Origin of the sequence: Litorilinea aerophila (genome assembly GCF_006569185.2) — a bacterium.
GTDB classification, from domain to species: Bacteria; Chloroflexota; Anaerolineae; order Caldilineales; family Caldilineaceae; genus Litorilinea; species Litorilinea aerophila.
The window spans coordinates 1-15,477 of the sequence record NZ_VIGC02000003.1; the positions used below are offsets into that span (position 1 = coordinate 1).

The following is a 15,477-nucleotide window of genomic DNA, read 5'->3' on the forward strand; positions in this document are numbered from 1 at the left end:
GTCTCTTCCAACGCACCCTTGCCATTCCAGCCGCCCTGACCAATCAACGTCTGGAATGACACGATGTGCTGATGGTTTTCAGTTGTTAAGGTTCTCAATTCCCAACACGATGTGCTGATGTACGACATCTACCGACTACTGTCTACTGTCTACTGTCTACTGTCTACTGTCTACCATCTACCCTGCCCATCCTTGACCTACGCCGGACTGATCTTCAGCACCAGTGGGAAGCCCGTGGCCGGGCGCCCACTGACATCGACCCGCAGCCCATCCTGCTCCTGGTGCCAGGTGACCGGCTGGGGACTGCCCAACAGTTCCACCTGACCGATCCGGGGTGGACGTGTGGCGGCCTGGGTGCCCAGGGAATGGACGACCACCTGACCGTCGGCGGGCCAGTCCAACACATGGGCGTAGAGGGTGTTGCCCCGGGTGGTAAAGCGGATATCCGCGCTGGTGAAGCGGGCCCGGCGGGTGTCGGTGAAGGCGCCCTCCAGCACCTGGGTGGGGCCTTCACCGTGGGTGATCCAGGGGCGGGTGCCGTAGATGGCTTCGCCGTGGACCTGGAGCCAGCCGCCGATCTGGCGCAGGATCTCCACCTCCGGTTCCGGGATGGTGCCATCGGCCCGGGGGCCCACGTTGAGCAGCAGCGCGCCGTTTTTGCTGACCACGTCGATCAGGTCGCAGACGATGTCGTTGGCTTCCTTGTAGTCGTGATCCTGGATGTAGCCCCACGAATTCTTGGAGACCGAGGTGTCGTTCTGCCAGAAGAGGCCCCGGATGCTGCGCACCTGCCCCCGCTCGATGTCAAAGACCGCGGTGCCGGCGGGGAAGGCGTCGTACTTGTGGTTGATGGCCACCCCCTTCCCCCATGAGGCCGCCATGTTGTAGTAGTAGGCAGCGAACTTCTTCAGATAGGGCTTGAAGGCCAGGTTCATGATCCACCAGTCGAACCAGAAGAGCTGGGGTTGGTACTTCTCCACCAGCTCGCAGCAGCGCAGCAGCCAGTCCTCCAGAAAGGCCTGATCGGGGCTGTTGGCCAGGTATTGCTCGTGGGGGCGGGGATGTCGGGCCGGCCCATAGAAATCCTCGTACTGGGGATCCTGCACGTCTGAGTCAAACTCCCGTCCGCCGCCCATGAACCACCAGTGCTCGGCCCGGTGGCTGGAGACACCGAAGACCATCCCCTCCTCGCGGACCGCCTCTGCCAGCTCGCCGATGAGATCCCGTTTTGGGCCCATCTGGGCCGCGTTCCAGCGGGAGAGGTCGCTGGCGTACATCTGGAAGCCGTCATGGTGCTCGGCTACAGGTACCACGAAACGGGCGCCGGCCTCCTTGAACAGCCGGGCCCAGGCCTGGGGATCGTACTGCTCCGCCTTGAAGAGGGGGATGAAGTCCTTGTAGCCGAACTGGCGGTGGGGGCCGTAGGTGGCCAGGTGATGCTGGTATTCTCGGGAACCCTGGAGATACATGTTGCGGGGGTACCACTCGTTGCCGAAGGCCGGCACGGCATAGACGCCCCAGTGGATGAAGATCCCGAATTTGCCATCCTGGTACCAGTCCGGCACCTGGTAGGCTTCCAGGGAATCCCAGGAGGCGTTGAATGGGCCGGCGCTGATGCGGTTTTCAATCTGCTGAAGGCGGTCGGTGGTCATGGTAGTGGCCTCATCCTTTGTTGAATGTGTTGAATGCGTTTTCTGGCGGGCAATTCATGGGGGGCACCGTTGCCTGGGCAACTGGATACTTCCTGGTGCGATGGGTTCGACATAGGACCGAATGGAGGGCGGAAAGTTGCAAGGCAGAGAGCCGGCATGCCATCATCGGCTCACGGAGATTGTACGCGAGGGGGTGGGGCCTGTCAATTCTGATACGGTACGCGTACCATACGGGGTGGGTACCGGTGTACCCTGGGACTGCTATGTGGATGGCATCTGCCAGGATAGTGCCTGTCATGGTCTCTTTGTGTGGTAAAATAACTTTTACCATGATCACTTCGGTGCGCGCCCGTCTGAGCCTGCTCTTTTTTCTATTCTTGCTCCTGGTCCTGGCCTCGGTCACGGTGACCTACGCCGTCGTGGCAAGCCAGCACCATGATGCGCGACTGATCAACCTGGCCGGCCGCCAGCGCATGCTTTCCCAACGGATGGCCTGGTTGGCCCTCGTCGCGCCGACTGACCCCATGCTGGAGGCCGACCGCCAGCGCTTTACCCAGACCCTCGATGCGCTGCGTCAGGGCGGCACAACCCTGGATGTAAACGATCAATGGGTGGTGCTGCCTCCACCCGATAACCCGGCGATGCAGGCAGCACTGACGGACGTTTGGCACGCCTGGCTGCGTTTTAGCGTGGAGCTGGACCGCAGGATTGCAGCCCCTGGAGAACCCAACGTTGCGTTAACGGATGCGGCGCTGGTGCTGCTCGATACGCTGGACGTGGCTGTGGCACAGTTCACCGTGCAGGCTGAGGCAAAGGTGCGGCGCCTTCAGGTCATCCAGTTCATCTTTTTGCTTCTGGCCCTTCTGCTCTTGTGGATGGGATATCGGGTCACGCGGCAACACGTGGTGGATCCGCTGGCGTCCCTCGGCGAGTCTGCACAGCAGATAATCGCTGGCGAAATGGAAAAGGCTATCCCCTCCTTTGTGGATGAGGAATTACGTCAACTGGCCACTGTGTTGGACACCCTGCGCGTCGAGGTATTGGCGAGTCGACGCCAGCTGGAGGCACGTGTGGCCCAGCGGACCCAGGAATTAACCACTGCCTTTGAGTTTAGCCAGGAAATTGTGGCCCAGCTGGAGCTGGATAGCCTACTCAAGTCAGTGACCAACCGCGCCCGCTCGCTCTTGAATGGCCGCGCGGCTGCCCTCTGTCTGCTCGATGAACAGGGCACGACACTGCGCCTGGCAGCCAGCAGCGGCGTTGACCAGGCCAGGCCCGAACTGCGTCAACCCGCCACAGCAGACCTGCCTGCCAGGGTCATCGGTCAGGGCCAGACGGTGGTAGCTGAGACCGCGTGCGCCCGCTGTGGATTTCTGCGCGGGCTGGTCGGCGCTCACTGTGTGGCTACACCCTTGTGCGTGGGTGACGAAATCCTGGGCTCGCTCTGCGTAGTACGTTCTGGACAGGAGGCCTTCAGTCCCGAGGAGCAGACGGCGTTGGCACTTTTGTCCAACACCGCTGCGGTTTCCATTGTCAATGCGCGCCTGGTGGAGAGTGACCGTCGCCAGGCCCGACAGCTTGCCATCCAACAGGAGCGCGCCCGGCTGGCTGCTGAACTCCACGATAACCTGGCCCAGACGTTGAGTTTCCTCAATTTCAAGGCGGAGAGACTGAACGAGCTGATCGTCGAGGGTGCTATGGTCAACGCTGCTATGGAACTGGCCCAGATGCGGGGGGCCACCAGCCGGGCCTACAGCCAGGTGCGTGCCGCCTTAACCGGTCTCTACGCGGGCGAGCCCGAAGGACGGCCCCTGGCTGCGCAACTGGTCGCCTGTGTGGAGGAGTTGCGGACCGTCACCAGCCTTCCCATCGAGCTGGTGATTGCCGATGAGGACGCACTGGCCTTACCGGCCATTGCTCAACAGCAGGTGCTCCACATCGTGCGTGAAGCGCTGACCAATGTCTGGCGGCACGCGGAAGCCCAGCATGTGTGCGTGCACGTTGCTCAGATGAATGGTCAGGCATGTTTCAGCGTGCGGGATGATGGCCGCGGCTTTGACCCCGCATGTGTGGATAGTATGTCCCACATGGGGATAGCCATCATGCGGGCGCGCGCTGAACGTAGCGGTGGCTGTTTTACCGTCCGTTCTCGGCCAGGCGCCGGCACTGAAATCCTGGTCACCTTTACACTGCCCGCCAGTGCACAGCCGGCAGGAGAGGCATGATGGGTAGATGGTCGATTTTGCTGGCTGATGACCATGAGCTATTCCGGACCGGGCTGGCCGGATTGATCGATGGTCAGCCCGACCTGCAGGTAGTGGGGCAGGCCGGCGATGGCTTCGAGGCCTTGACTCTGGCGCGTACGCTCCACCCTGCCCTGATCGTGATGGATATCTCCATGCCGGTTTGCGATGGGCTGGAGGCCACCCGGCTAGTGCGCGCCATGCCTGAACTGGCCGATGTCCGCATCCTGATGCTGACCGTCCACGACGAGGACGAGAAGCTCTTTGAGGCTATCAAAGCCGGTGCTAATGGCTATCTGCTCAAAAATACCACTTCCGGGGAATTCTTGCGTGGGGTGCGATCTGTGCTGGCGGGCGAAGCCATCCTGCCCCCTCGGCTGGCAGCCAGGCTGATGGAGGAATTCGCCCGACTGGCAACCCGCTCTCCATCTGAGGAGAATCGCCAGCGGAATAGCCTGTCGGTGGACAACGCCCTGACCGTACGGGAACTGGAGGTGCTTGCGCTGATCGCCACGGGCGCATCTGATCGCCAGATTGCTGATCAGCTTTTCATCAGCCTTCATACCGTCAAAACCCACGTCCGCAATATTCTTGCCAAGCTGCACGCGGCGAACCGTCACGCCGCCGTAGACCAGGCGCGGCAGCGAGGTTTGCTCTAGCCCCTTCTGTCCAATCTGACCAAGAACTAATTCTTTCCTCCAAGAGCGATCGTGAAGATCGCTCTTTTTTCATGCCTGATTCTGATTGTGAGGGATAGCCCTTCACCTGTTTTGTTTTCTATACTGGGCAAGCATAGAGACCACAGGAGGTGCAGGGAAAATATGAGCGCTGCCGTACACAGAGTTCTGATCGTTGGCGACTCCCTCTTTGCTGAAGCCGTCGACCAACTGTTGCGACACAACCAGGCGTTGGAGGTGACGGGAATTGTGATGAATATGGCCGAAGCCTTGTCACAATTGTCCCTGACATTGCCGGATGTGGTCCTGGTATTGAACAGCGGCGGAGAAACGAGGCTGGATCCCTGTTCATTGTTAGTTGCCTATCCCGACTTGCCGGTCCTGTACGCCGATCTCACCGGCGCGGATTTCCGCATTCTTCGCAGTCAACCCATCGGTAGCCGAGCCGCTGACTTGCTGGCGGCCATTCAGGCCCTTCCCATTCGGAGGTGACAATATGACTGGATTGTCTCGTCGAGATTTTCTCAAGGTGTCGGGTGGCGCCGCCCTAGGGCTGGCCATGGCAGGTACACCCCTGGAGTGGCAGCTGTTGCAGCCGGTTAACGTGGAGAATCCGCTGGCAACCTACCCCAATCGAGGGTGGGAACAGGTCTACCGGAACCAGTACAGCTACGATTCGTCCTTCACCTTCGTCTGCTCGCCCAACGACACCCATGCCTGTCGGCTGCGCGCCTTTGTGCGTAACGGCGTCATCTTGCGCTGCGAAACCAACTATGACGTGGAGCGCTACAGCGACCTTTACGGCAATAGGGCCACTGCCCACTGGCACCCGCGCGGCTGCAAGAAGGGCCAGACCTTCCACCGTCGCGTCTATGGACCGCACCGCCTCAAGGGGCCGCTCATGCGCAAGGGGTGGAAGGAGTGGGCCGACGACGGCTTCCCTTTGCTGACGCCGGAGAACCAGGAGAAATACAGGTTCACCTCCCGTGGAACGGACGAGCTGCTGCCGGTGGACTGGGACACGGCCTATCGTTACATCGCCAAAGGCATGGTGGCCATCGCCCGCCGCTACTCCAGCGAGGAAGGCGTCGAGCTGCTGCGCCAGCAAGGTTACCCCGAAGAGATGATCGAGGCTATGGGCGGCGCGGGCACCCGTACCTTCAAGTGCCGCGGCGGCATGGGCCTGCTGGGCGTCATCGGCAAATACGGCATGTACCGCTTTGCCAATGGCCTGGCCCTCCTGGACGCGCACATCCGCGGGGTCGGCCCAGAGGAAGCAAAAGGCGGTCGCACCTGGTCCAATTACACCTGGCACGGCGACCAGGCACCCGGCCATCCCTTTGTCACCGGCCTCCAGGCCTCGGACGAAGATTTCAACGACCTGCGCAACTCTCGGCTGCACATCCAATGTGGCAAAAACCTCGTGGAAAACAAGATGGCCGAATCTCATTTCTTCGTAGAGTGCATGGAGCGGGGCGCCAAAATCGTCACCATCACACCGGAATATTCGCCGCCCGCCACCAAGTCGGACTACTGGATCCCCATCCGCCCTGCCACCGACACGGCCCTCTTTCTGGGCATCACCCGTTGGCTCATGGACAACAACCAGTACGATGACGACTTCGTCAAGCGCTTCACCGACCTGCCCCTGCTGGTGCGGCTGGACACGCTCAAGCGGCTGCGCGCCGACGAACTCTTTCCCGACTACCGACCCGGCCTCCACCCGGAGGGGCCGAGCTTTAAGCTCCAGGGCCTCAAACCAGAGCAGTACGAGCGGCTGGGCGATTACGTCGTGCGCGATGCGTCGGGCGAGTTCAAAGCTCTCACGCGCGACGACGTGGGCGAGGTGCTGGCGCAGAAGGGCATCGACCCGGTGCTGGACTGGAGCGGCGTGGTGACTCTGGCCGACGGCAGCGAGGTCGAGGTGATGACGCTGTGGGCCATGTACCGGGAACATCTGCAAGACTATGATCTGGATACCGTGGCGGAGATCACCAATGCCCCACGGCATCTCATCGAGCAACTAGCTAAAGACATCGCCACCATGAGCCCGGTGGCCCTCCACATCGGCGAAGGCATCAACCACTGGTTCCATGCCACCCTGGCCAACCGGGCGCAGTTCCTCCCCCTCATGCTCACGGGCAACATCGGCAAGCCGGGCGCCGGTTGTTACACCTGGGCGGGCAATTACAAGGCTGCGCTCTTCCAGGGCTCGCCGCAGACAGGGCCGGGCTTCAAGGGGTGGGTGGGCGAGGACCCCTTCAACCCCAACCTGGACCCCAACGCGCATGGCCGCGACGTCGTGGCCCACAGCTACACCAAAGATGAAGAGCCGGCCTACTGGAATCACTCGGAACGGCCCCTGATTGTGAATACCCCCAAATACGGCCGCAAGGTCTTCACGGGCCAGACCCACATGCCCACGCCCACTAAGGTGCAGTTCTTCACCAACGTCAACTTGCTGAACAACGCCAAGCACCACTACGAGATGATCAAAAATGTGAACCCCCACGTGGAGCTGATCATCACTGTGGACATTGAAATGACCGCCACCGTGGAGTATGCGGACTTTGCCCTGGCCGCCAATTCCTGGGCCGAGTTTGAAACATACGAGATTACCGCTTCCTGCTCCAACCCCTTCCTGCAGATTTGGAAGGGCGGCATCCCGCCCCTTTATAACACGCGCGACGACGCCCGCATCCTGGCCGAGGTCTCGGCGGCGCTGGCCGACGAGATCGGCGAGCCGCGGCTGCGAGATTACTGGAGGTTCATACTAGAAGGACGGCCCGAAATTTACATTCAGCGCCTGCTAGATTCGTCCCTGACCACCAGCGGCTACCGGGTCGAGGACATCATCGCCGGCAAATATGGCGAACCAGGCGCTGCCCTCATGCTTTTCCGCACCTATCCCCGCATCCCCTTCTGGGAGCAGATCCACGACTCCGTACCCTTCTACACCGACACCGGCCGCCTCAACAGCTACTGCGATATCCCAGAGGCCATCGAGTATGGTGAGAACATCATCAGCCACCGGGAGGGGCCAGAGGCCACGCCCTACCTGCCCAATGTCATCGTTACCCGCAGCCGTTTCGTGCGGCCAGAGGATTACGGCATCCCCGCCGACCATATGGGCTGGGAGGAGCGCACGGTGCGCAACATCGCCTTGCCCTGGAATCAGGTCAAAGAGACCAAAAATCCACTGTGGGCGCAGGGATTCCACTTCTACTGCCTGACCCCCAAGACGCGGCATCGCGTGCACTCCTCCTGGAGTACGGTGGACTGGACCATCATCCTGGACTCGAATTTCGGTGACCCTTACCGGGCGGATAAACGGCTGCCCGGGCCGGGCGACCATCAGCTGCACATGAACCCGCAGGCGGCCAAGGATCTGGGCATCGAGGACGGAGACTATGTGTATGTGGACGCCAACCCCGCCGACCGGCCCTACATCGGTTGGAAGCCCGACGATCCCTTCTACAAGGTGGCGCGGTTGATGCTGCGGGTTAAGTACAATCCGGCCTATCCCTACCACATCGTCATGCTCAAGCACGGACCCTTCATGGCCACTGAAAAATCGGTGAAAGCCCACGAAACCCGACCCGATGGTTTGGCCAAATCAGAGGGCACGGGCTACATGGCCAACCTGCGCTATGGTTCGCAGCAGTCCGTGACGCGCGACTGGTCCATGCCCATGCACCAGACCGACACCCTCTTCCACAAACAGAAGACAGGCATGCAGTTCATCTTTGGCGGCGAAGCCGACAACCACGCGCTCAACACCGTGCCCAAGGAGACGCTGGTGCGTATCGTCAAAGCTGAGGACGGCGGCCTGGACGGCAAGGGGCCGTGGGAGCCGACCAAGACCGGCTACACCCCGGCGCATGAGAACGAGTTTATGCTCCGCTATCTGGCGGGCGAAACGATCGAGGTGACCACATGACCGACGCAAGCCTGAACGTCTGCATCAATTGTGGCCGCAACGAAGCGGAGATTCCGCTGACTTCGTGGCGGCTGGCGGGAGAGATTTTCTGGATCTGCCCGGACTGCCTGCCCTTTCTGATCCATCGGCGCAGCGAAATCATGCCGAAATGGAGGCTGGCGGGATGGAAGGTTCAACAGAATGAGGGAGAAAGTGATGCCAAAAGATGAATTTGCCGTTGAAGACCCGATGGCGCTGGTGGGAGTGGTGTTGCCCGGTGAACCCGGGATGTTGGAGGCTATGGCGGAGGCTATCGTCGAGGAGTATGTGCGGCTGGGCTGGGACGAGCCGCGGCTGTTTGTCCTCTTCGTCAACCCCATGTTCATGGCCACCCATCGCATCTATCGACAGAAGGGTGAGGCCTACGTGCGGGAGCTGATCCGTCGGGTGCAGGCCCGGTGGGTTATTCCAGAAAGATCAGGGTCGTTGAGGTAGCCACTCGATGGGGATAAGATTGATCGGCGAGAACAGGACTGGCACTTCTCCCTTTTCGGCCTGCACCAGCCATGCCTCCACCTGCGCTACTCCGGTCTCGTCTTCGAGGTAAGCGAGCAGCGCAAAGCTGAAGATATAGGGAGCGTAGTCATGTTCTACTTCCAACGCAATCAGGAATACATTACCGACGATAAGTATCACAAACGTTAGGTCAACTAGAGGAGACACCCATGCCTGACGTCTACAACTGGCAAATCGGCCGCACCATGACCTATCCGTACCCCGAGGCGCATCCCAACCGGCAGTTTGTGGCCGTCTTCAACATCAACCGTTGCATTGGCTGCCAGACCTGCACCGGCGCGTGCAAAGCCACCTGGACCTTCTCCCGTGGGCAAGAGTACATGTGGTGGAACAACGTGGAGACCAAGCCCTATGGCAGCTATCCCCAACATTGGGATGTCAAAGCGCTCAAACTGCTCGATGAAGCCCATCAGGCCGCCGGCGTCAGGCCGAATTGGGATCGCACCCAGGCCAACGCGAAGGCGCCCTACGGCGTCTATAACGGCTTGACCTTGACCGAGGCTGCCGGCCCCAACGAGGTGGTGCTGGGCTATCTGCCCACTGAAGCCGAATGGCGCTCGCCGAATTTTTACGAAGATACCTCCACCGCCTACAAGGGCGGCCCCTTTGGCCTCAGCCCCAACGGCGCCGCGCTGCCTGAACACCAGGCCTGGTTCTTTTATCTGATGCGCATCTGCAACCACTGTACCTACCCGGCCTGCCTGGCTGCCTGCCCCCGCAAGGCCATTTACAAGCGGGAGGAGGATGGCATCGTCCTCATCGACCAGGAGCGCTGTCGGGGCTACCGCAAATGTGTGGAGGCTTGCCCCTACAAAAAATCCATGTATCGAGGCACCACCCAGGTCAGCGAGAAGTGCGTAGGCTGCTATCCGCGCGTCGAGGGCAGCGACCCCCTCAGCGACGGCGTGCCCATGGAGACCCGCTGCATGGCTGTCTGCCCGGGCAAGATCCGCCTCAACGGCCTGGTGGAGGTGGCCGAAGATGGCTCCTGGGTGGAGACGCCCCACCATCCCCTATACTACCTGGTGCGCATCGCTCAGGTGGCATTGCCCCTCTACCCCCAATTCGGCACTGAACCCAACATTTACTACATTCCCCCGCGCTGGGCACCCCGAGCCTATCTGCGCCAGATGTTCGGCCCCGGTGTCGACCAGGCCATCGAGCGTTACATCGCACCTTCCCGGGAACTTCTTGCCGTACTCCAGCTCTTCCGCACCACCCAGAAGATGATCTTTCGCTTCGAGATCGAGGAAGGACCCCTGGTTCGAGAAGTGGAAGTCAACGGCAAAGCCTGGCAAATGTACAATGACACGGTCATCGGCTTCGATGCCAAAGGTCGCGAAGCGGTGCGGCTTAGCGTGGTCGAGCCCTTGTATGAACGCCCGGCGGAGCGCCTGAACTCGATTTAAGTCTACACATTTCGGCGCCATGGATGAAGCCCCTAAAGCCCAGGAGAATCAAGTTCCCAACCAGGAGCATACCATGCAGATAGATCAGAGTATTGAATTGCGGCCAGGGATGGACGAAACAGTCCGCAGGCGTGCCGAGCAAGCCGTCTATCGCGCGCAGGTGTATGCTTTTCTCGCCGCTGTCTATCTCTATCCGATTAAAAATTGGAGCGAAGATTTGCCGCTGGTCGCTGCTGCTGCCGCGCGAGTGGACGGCGCCCCAGAGTGGCCGGCGTTGCAGCCGATGGAACTGAATGCGTTGCAGGCCGCGTACCGTCGCGCCTTTGGCGCCACTGGTTCCCTGTGCTATGAGACCGAATACGGCCTGCCCCATGAGTTTCGCCAGGCCCAGGAACTGGCCGATATTGCCGGCTTCTACCGTGCCTTCGGCTTCTCTGTAGGAAACGTGGTGCGGGAACGGCCAGATCACCTGGCCACGGAGCTGGAGTTCATGCACCTTTTACACTGGAAGGAAGCCCATGCCCTTTTGAGGGGTATGACCGAGCAGGCAGACCAATGTGTGGAGGCCCGCTCCAGCTTTATCGGTGCACACCTGGGCACATGGGTGGACCTTTTCGCCCAGAGCCTACTCCTCAACAGCCAGGAGCTCCCTTATAGCCTTCTGGCCTGGTTCACGGCGGCTTTGGTTCAGGCTGAAGCGACAGCCCTGGGCATCCCCTTGATTCGCCGCAGCCGACAGGATGTCCGTCCCACTCCCTTCGATCCCGATTTTTCCTGCGCTGCCTGTCCCCTGGTGGACCTGGTGCACTGATAGTGTCGCAAGCCTAGACAGGAGTGAACCATGTGGATCCACAGTCGACTCTCCATGTTTTTGGTGCTTGGCCTGGCGTTGGCAAGCCTCTTTTTTCAGGTACCTTTGGCCAGTTCCCAGGGCTTGACCATCACAGCCGTCGCCGTGGAGGGGGATCTGCCCATGGAAGAGCCTGATGCTGCCCTATGGCAACAGGCCACCGCCGTGGAGGTGCCCCTCAGCGCCCAGATGATCACCCGCCCTATCCTGCCGGATACCAACATCAAATCTATCACCGTACGGGCGTTACACAATGGCCAGTCCCTGGCTATGCTGTTGGAGTGGGCAGATGCCACCCGCAATGATTCAACCTTGGGGCTGACAGAATTCCGGGACAGTGTGGCTATCCAGTTCCCCCTGATAGAAGGTCAGCCGTTTTTCTGTATGGGGCAACAGGGGGGGGATGTCAATATCTGGCATTGGAAGGCCGACTGGCAGGCGGAATTGCTGGCTCGCCGCAGCCTCCAGGATGTCTACCCCAATATCTATGTGGACACTTATCCCTTCACCGAGCCGTCGGACAACCTGTATCGGGCCGCCTACGTAGATCCCAACTATCGCACGGCTGAAGCAAGCGGGAATCTGCTGGCCCGCTCGGCCCATTCGTCACCGGTGGAAGATCTGGTGGCTGGCGGCTTTGGCAGCCTTACCAGCCAGCCGCTGGAAGGACAAAACGTACAGGGCTATGGGGAATGGCGCGATGGTGTCTGGCGGGTGATCTTCAGCCGAAGCCTCATCTCTGCCGATGCGGGGGACGTCGTCTTGGCCCCAGGTAAGAACTACTCCGTGGCCTTTGCTGCCTGGGATGGCGCCAACCGGGAGCGCAACGGCGTCAAGTCTACATCCCAGTGGGTCTCCTTGCAACTGGCGGCGCCCGTTGTCACCGGAGGTGTGCCGGAGGGAACGACAGCTGTCACCCCTTTGCCGGCCATGAGACTGCCGCTATGGGCCTGGCTCGCCATCCTGGTTCTGTTGACCGGTGTGGTGGTTGTGACCCTTTTCTATTTCTATCTCGGGGAGAAGTCATAAGCCATGTCGGCATTGATTCGCACGATGAAGATGATGGGGCGGTCAGGCCAACGGCCAAAAAACGGGCACAACAACTCCATGGCACCGCCAGGGTCGATCCCCTGGCCCTCTCTCTGGCGCCTGCTGGTGGTGGCCATGATGGTGGACTGGTTGGTGACACGGACCTTCACGCGGCTGGCCATCTACATGCCCAAGACGTCGGCCATGATCGAGGGCTTTTGGTGGCTCAATTGGGGGGGACAGGCGGGCTCTGCCGTTGCCGCTGTGGCAGCGCTGGCCTGTCTGACGGGGGTGGCCCTGGCGGAATGGCGTGGACGGAGAAATCCCTGGCTGTCGGGCATTGCAGTCGGGCTTGGGGTCCCAGGAGTTCTCTTTGGTCTCTGGGCCCCTGGCCCGTGGCTGTTGTTCTTCCACGGGTTGACCCTGGCTTTTCTGCTGGGGCTGGGTGTACGCATCATGCGCCTGCGGGGGCCATGGGGAACGCACCTGGCCCTGATAACGCCGGGGCTGGCCATGGGAGCAGCGACACTGTATCAGGCCATACCTGCGCTCTATGTGGTTCTCCAGTGGTCGGGCCCCCCACCCTGGAGTCTTCACCTTTTTTACGCCGGGGAGGCGCTGGTGGTTGCCGGCGCCGGAGCTCTATGGTGGGTATATGGCCGTAGCAGCGACTTTAGACTGTGGTGTCTGGCGGCCTTACCGGTTTTGTTGGCTACCTTTGTCTACCTGGCTGCGCCGGCCATGACCGCAACGGTGATTATTTGGTCCCACGGAGTGACGCTCTTCCTGCCCTGGTGGCTGTATGGAGCAGCCCTCTGGCTATGGGGCGTGACCCTGCTGTGCCTCTGGAAACAGGGAGCGGAGGCACAATGCTGTGCCCTCCTGCTGTTGATGGCGTCCGGCTACGCGCCTCAGCTCAGTAGCCAGCTTGTGGGAGGGCTCTTAAGTTTATGGCTGTTTGAGCACAGCGTTTGGGCGGGCAGTTGGAACCCGCGTGCGGACACGCGAGAACATGCGTACACGCGACACGCGATCTGGATTTGACATCCCCTTGATAATAGGGTAGTATGGTGATTACAAGATGTTGTGGGTTTGACGCAAGTGTGTAGAAGCGGTGCCTTGGATAGCAGTCTGGGTGTACGAACTCTAGCATTTGTTGGAAAACGCAACGTTTTGTGCGAAACAAGTTTTGTAGTATCTAGGAAACAACAAGGAGTTTTCCAACAATGACTAGCGAACGTGTAACTGGCACCGTCAAGTGGTTCAACGATCAGAAGGGTTACGGCTTCCTCTCCCACGATGGTGGCAAAGATGTCTTTGTCCATCACTCTGCCATCGTTGCTATGGGCTATCGCACCTTGAATGAGGGCGACCAGGTCGAGTTCTCCATCGAGAACGGGCCTAAGGGCCCAGCAGCCGTCAACGTCCAGAAGATCTAAGAGCATCTTCACGACGAGGCTGAAAGAAACAGGTCCAAGCGGTGAAACCACAGGGACCTGTGACAGATAAAAATGACTGCCGGACCGTGGTCCGGCAGTCGTTTTTTGATGGCCCCTGGGCCTCTTCGGCAAGACCCCGGTCATCCTTCAAAGGTATTGGGGGCCAGGATAGGTGCCGGGCAGTTCACCACAAAGCCCTCCGGGTGGGTGTCCGGCACGCCGTTGAACTCCTCCAGATCTCCCGCAGCGATCAATTCCCGCACTTCTGCAGACGAGCGCAGAACCCGGGCCTTGCTCTCGTCCTTCCACAACACCGTGTAGTGATCCCAGAAGGGGCTCCAGGCGGGCTGGCCGGCCTTGTTGTCGAAGATGGCCGGCTGGAAGCCCATCACCCCTGGTCCCTGGATGCCGTTGCCAAAGACCCAGATTTCGTCGGTGCCCCCTTTTTCCTTCAGCTGCTGCATGGGCACCGAGGCCGGCACATTCATCATAGGGGCCATGGGCGCAGATGACGTGTCGGTTAAGATGTAGCGGCTGCCCGGGAAACATTGATGCAGCTTCATGGTCACGGTCATGTGCTCCAGGTCCGGCTCGTCGATCAGCTGGCCGCCGGGTAGCACCTCCTTGAGCTCCGGATCGACGGTAAGGCCGCCTCCAGGCCACCGGATCAGGGGATAGTTGACGAATAGTAGGCGTGGTTCCAGGCGCGCCTGGCCGGCCTCTACCGCGCCCAGGAGCGCCTCCTCCGATTCCAGGACGAGACTCTCATCCTCCACGGTCACGTCGAAGACCTGAAACAGAGAACTGTACTGTTCATCCCCAGGAATCATGGAGAGGACCGGCAGACGATCGCCCCCCAGCCGGTAGTACTTGTTGAGCTGTTCGATCCCCTGGGCCGCGTTGAGCAGAGGCACATAGACCAGCCCCACTTCTTGCGCGAAATTTGGGTCTGAAGCATCGGTGCGGATGTAGTAGACCGGTTCGCCCTGGTAGCGACCTTCGTGTAGCCGGAAAGTCACGGAGCCGTAGGGTCCCTCCCAGCCTTGGGGCTCCAGGTGATATTCCACCACATCTCGCACCAAGACCTGGACGTCATCGTGGCCGGCGTCCGCCGTGGCCGTGGCCTCGTGGGTTGCCTCCGCGGTCGCCTCGCCGTGGGCTTCCGCGGTGGCTTCTTGGGTCGGGTGTTCCTCAGAGGTGGCTGGGGCCACCGTTGGGGGGGCACAGGCCACCAGCAGCAGCCCGCCGGTGCCGGTCAGGCTCCAACGCAGGAAAGTCCGTCGAGAGAGGGGTGGATGAGTGGAGTGGGTCGGCATACTTCCTCCTTGTTTTGTGAACGCAAGCTGGAAAACCGTTTTGCCCATCGCCTACCCGTGTGCGAACCTGGATGGCTGCTGGGGAAGCAGGCCAGGCCGGGCACAGGAGGGGATGAGCCAGCCGTGGGGTGGATCGATCAGGAGGAGGTGCACCGTTTGAGGGCCGCTTGCCGGATGCCCGCTGCCTCGTGTACAATACACACGCCTCGGACGACGCGTTCCAGCGTCCTCCGGTGCACCCCGCAGTGTCCACCGGGTCCCGGCCAAAGGCTGGTGGGCACTGCGCCCCTTCTGCCTACCTTATCCGATTCTGGCTGCCCGGTTCGTAGGGGAACCTACGTTACCTGCACCGTTTTTTCTCAACCAC

At 60.7% G+C, this 15,477-nt stretch carries 14 protein-coding genes; 11 read left to right on the forward strand and 3 right to left on the reverse strand.

Going from position 1 to position 15,477, the window contains the following annotated elements; all coding sequences use genetic code 11:
- Positions 1-197: 197 nt before the first annotated feature.
- Positions 198-1,652, reverse strand: a complete 1,455-nt coding sequence (locus tag FKZ61_RS02550; protein WP_141608509.1) for an alpha-L-fucosidase — start codon at positions 1,650-1,652, stop codon at positions 198-200.
- A gap of 329 nt (positions 1,653-1,981) precedes the next feature.
- Here FKZ61_RS02550 and FKZ61_RS02555 point away from each other — a divergent pair, with 329 nt between their 5' ends.
- The 6 genes from FKZ61_RS02555 (at position 1,982) to FKZ61_RS02580 (ending at position 8,986) form a co-directional block, all read left to right on the forward strand.
- A complete protein-coding gene (locus FKZ61_RS02555; RefSeq protein ID WP_170199137.1) occupies positions 1,982-3,877 on the forward strand; it encodes an ATP-binding protein in 1,896 nt (631 codons plus the stop codon).
- Positions 3,877-4,554 (forward strand): response regulator, encoded by a 678-nt coding sequence (locus tag FKZ61_RS02560; protein WP_141608690.1) that lies wholly within the window; start codon positions 3,877-3,879, stop codon positions 4,552-4,554. The genes FKZ61_RS02555 and FKZ61_RS02560 overlap by 1 nt, the downstream gene beginning before the upstream one ends.
- A gap of 162 nt (positions 4,555-4,716) precedes the next feature.
- Positions 4,717-5,064, forward strand: a complete 348-nt coding sequence (locus FKZ61_RS02565) for a helix-turn-helix domain-containing protein (protein ID WP_141608511.1) — start codon at positions 4,717-4,719, stop codon at positions 5,062-5,064.
- Between the two features lie 4 nt (positions 5,065-5,068).
- Positions 5,069-8,512 (forward strand): molybdopterin-dependent oxidoreductase, encoded by a 3,444-nt coding sequence (locus FKZ61_RS02570; protein WP_141608512.1) that lies wholly within the window; start codon positions 5,069-5,071, stop codon positions 8,510-8,512.
- Entirely contained in the window at positions 8,509-8,721 is a 213-nt protein-coding gene (locus FKZ61_RS02575; RefSeq protein ID WP_141608513.1) for a hypothetical protein, read from the forward strand. The genes FKZ61_RS02570 and FKZ61_RS02575 overlap by 4 nt, the downstream gene beginning before the upstream one ends.
- Positions 8,708-8,986 (forward strand): hypothetical protein, encoded by a 279-nt coding sequence (locus FKZ61_RS02580; RefSeq protein WP_141608514.1) that lies wholly within the window; start codon positions 8,708-8,710, stop codon positions 8,984-8,986. Before FKZ61_RS02575 ends, FKZ61_RS02580 begins: the two co-directional genes overlap by 14 nt.
- Here FKZ61_RS02580 and FKZ61_RS02585 read toward each other — a convergent pair.
- Positions 8,969-9,187, reverse strand: coding sequence for a hypothetical protein (locus FKZ61_RS02585; RefSeq protein ID WP_141608515.1), 219 nt, complete (start codon positions 9,185-9,187; stop codon positions 8,969-8,971). The two genes, FKZ61_RS02580 and FKZ61_RS02585, sit on opposite strands and share 18 nt — an antisense overlap.
- Before the next feature lie 29 nt (positions 9,188-9,216).
- Here FKZ61_RS02585 and FKZ61_RS02590 point away from each other — a divergent pair, with 29 nt between their 5' ends.
- The 5 genes from FKZ61_RS02590 (at position 9,217) to FKZ61_RS02610 (ending at position 13,794) form a co-directional block, all read left to right on the forward strand.
- Positions 9,217-10,476, forward strand: coding sequence for a 4Fe-4S dicluster domain-containing protein (locus FKZ61_RS02590; protein ID WP_141608516.1), 1,260 nt, complete (start codon positions 9,217-9,219; stop codon positions 10,474-10,476).
- 73 nt (positions 10,477-10,549) lie between these two features.
- On the forward strand, positions 10,550-11,287 hold the full coding sequence (locus FKZ61_RS02595; RefSeq protein WP_170199139.1) for a TorD/DmsD family molecular chaperone: 738 nt from the start codon (positions 10,550-10,552) through the stop codon (positions 11,285-11,287).
- 30 nt (positions 11,288-11,317) lie between these two features.
- Positions 11,318-12,355, forward strand: coding sequence for an ethylbenzene dehydrogenase-related protein (locus FKZ61_RS02600; RefSeq protein WP_141608518.1), 1,038 nt, complete (start codon positions 11,318-11,320; stop codon positions 12,353-12,355).
- Positions 12,356-12,433: 78 nt separating this feature from the next.
- The gene (locus FKZ61_RS02605) at positions 12,434-13,399 is read left to right on the forward strand and encodes a hypothetical protein (protein WP_141608519.1); all 966 of its coding nucleotides are present in this window, start codon (positions 12,434-12,436) and stop codon (positions 13,397-13,399) included.
- Positions 13,400-13,581: 182 nt separating this feature from the next.
- Complete coding sequence (locus tag FKZ61_RS02610; protein ID WP_141608520.1) at positions 13,582-13,794, forward strand: cold-shock protein; 213 nt, start codon at positions 13,582-13,584, stop codon at positions 13,792-13,794.
- A gap of 140 nt (positions 13,795-13,934) precedes the next feature.
- On the opposite strand, the gene FKZ61_RS02615 is transcribed toward FKZ61_RS02610, so the two are convergent.
- Positions 13,935-15,110 (reverse strand): twin-arginine translocation signal domain-containing protein, encoded by a 1,176-nt coding sequence (locus FKZ61_RS02615; protein ID WP_141608521.1) that lies wholly within the window; start codon positions 15,108-15,110, stop codon positions 13,935-13,937.
- Positions 15,111-15,477 lie beyond the last annotated feature (367 nt).

Bases quoted from the DNA above. Each gene is read 5' to 3' on its own strand.
- FKZ61_RS02605 (WP_141608519.1), top strand. From the start codon at position 12,434: ATGGCACCGCCAGGGTCGATCCCCTGGCCCTCTCTCTGGCGCCTGCTG.
- FKZ61_RS02615 (WP_141608521.1), bottom strand. From the start codon at position 15,110: ATGCCGACCCACTCCACTCATCCACCCCTCTCTCGACGGACTTTCCTG.
- FKZ61_RS02610 (WP_141608520.1), top strand. From the start codon at position 13,582: ATGACTAGCGAACGTGTAACTGGCACCGTCAAGTGGTTCAACGATCAG.
- FKZ61_RS02580 (WP_141608514.1), top strand. From the start codon at position 8,708: ATGCCAAAAGATGAATTTGCCGTTGAAGACCCGATGGCGCTGGTGGGA.
- FKZ61_RS02590 (WP_141608516.1), top strand. From the start codon at position 9,217: ATGCCTGACGTCTACAACTGGCAAATCGGCCGCACCATGACCTATCCG.
- FKZ61_RS02600 (WP_141608518.1), top strand. From the start codon at position 11,318: ATGTGGATCCACAGTCGACTCTCCATGTTTTTGGTGCTTGGCCTGGCG.
- FKZ61_RS02595 (WP_170199139.1), top strand. From the start codon at position 10,550: ATGCAGATAGATCAGAGTATTGAATTGCGGCCAGGGATGGACGAAACA.
- FKZ61_RS02565 (WP_141608511.1), top strand. From the start codon at position 4,717: ATGAGCGCTGCCGTACACAGAGTTCTGATCGTTGGCGACTCCCTCTTT.
- FKZ61_RS02570 (WP_141608512.1), top strand. From the start codon at position 5,069: ATGACTGGATTGTCTCGTCGAGATTTTCTCAAGGTGTCGGGTGGCGCC.
- FKZ61_RS02555 (WP_170199137.1), top strand. From the start codon at position 1,982: ATGATCACTTCGGTGCGCGCCCGTCTGAGCCTGCTCTTTTTTCTATTC.
- FKZ61_RS02575 (WP_141608513.1), top strand. From the start codon at position 8,509: ATGACCGACGCAAGCCTGAACGTCTGCATCAATTGTGGCCGCAACGAA.
- FKZ61_RS02550 (WP_141608509.1), bottom strand. From the start codon at position 1,652: ATGACCACCGACCGCCTTCAGCAGATTGAAAACCGCATCAGCGCCGGC.
- FKZ61_RS02560 (WP_141608690.1), top strand. From the start codon at position 3,877: ATGGGTAGATGGTCGATTTTGCTGGCTGATGACCATGAGCTATTCCGG.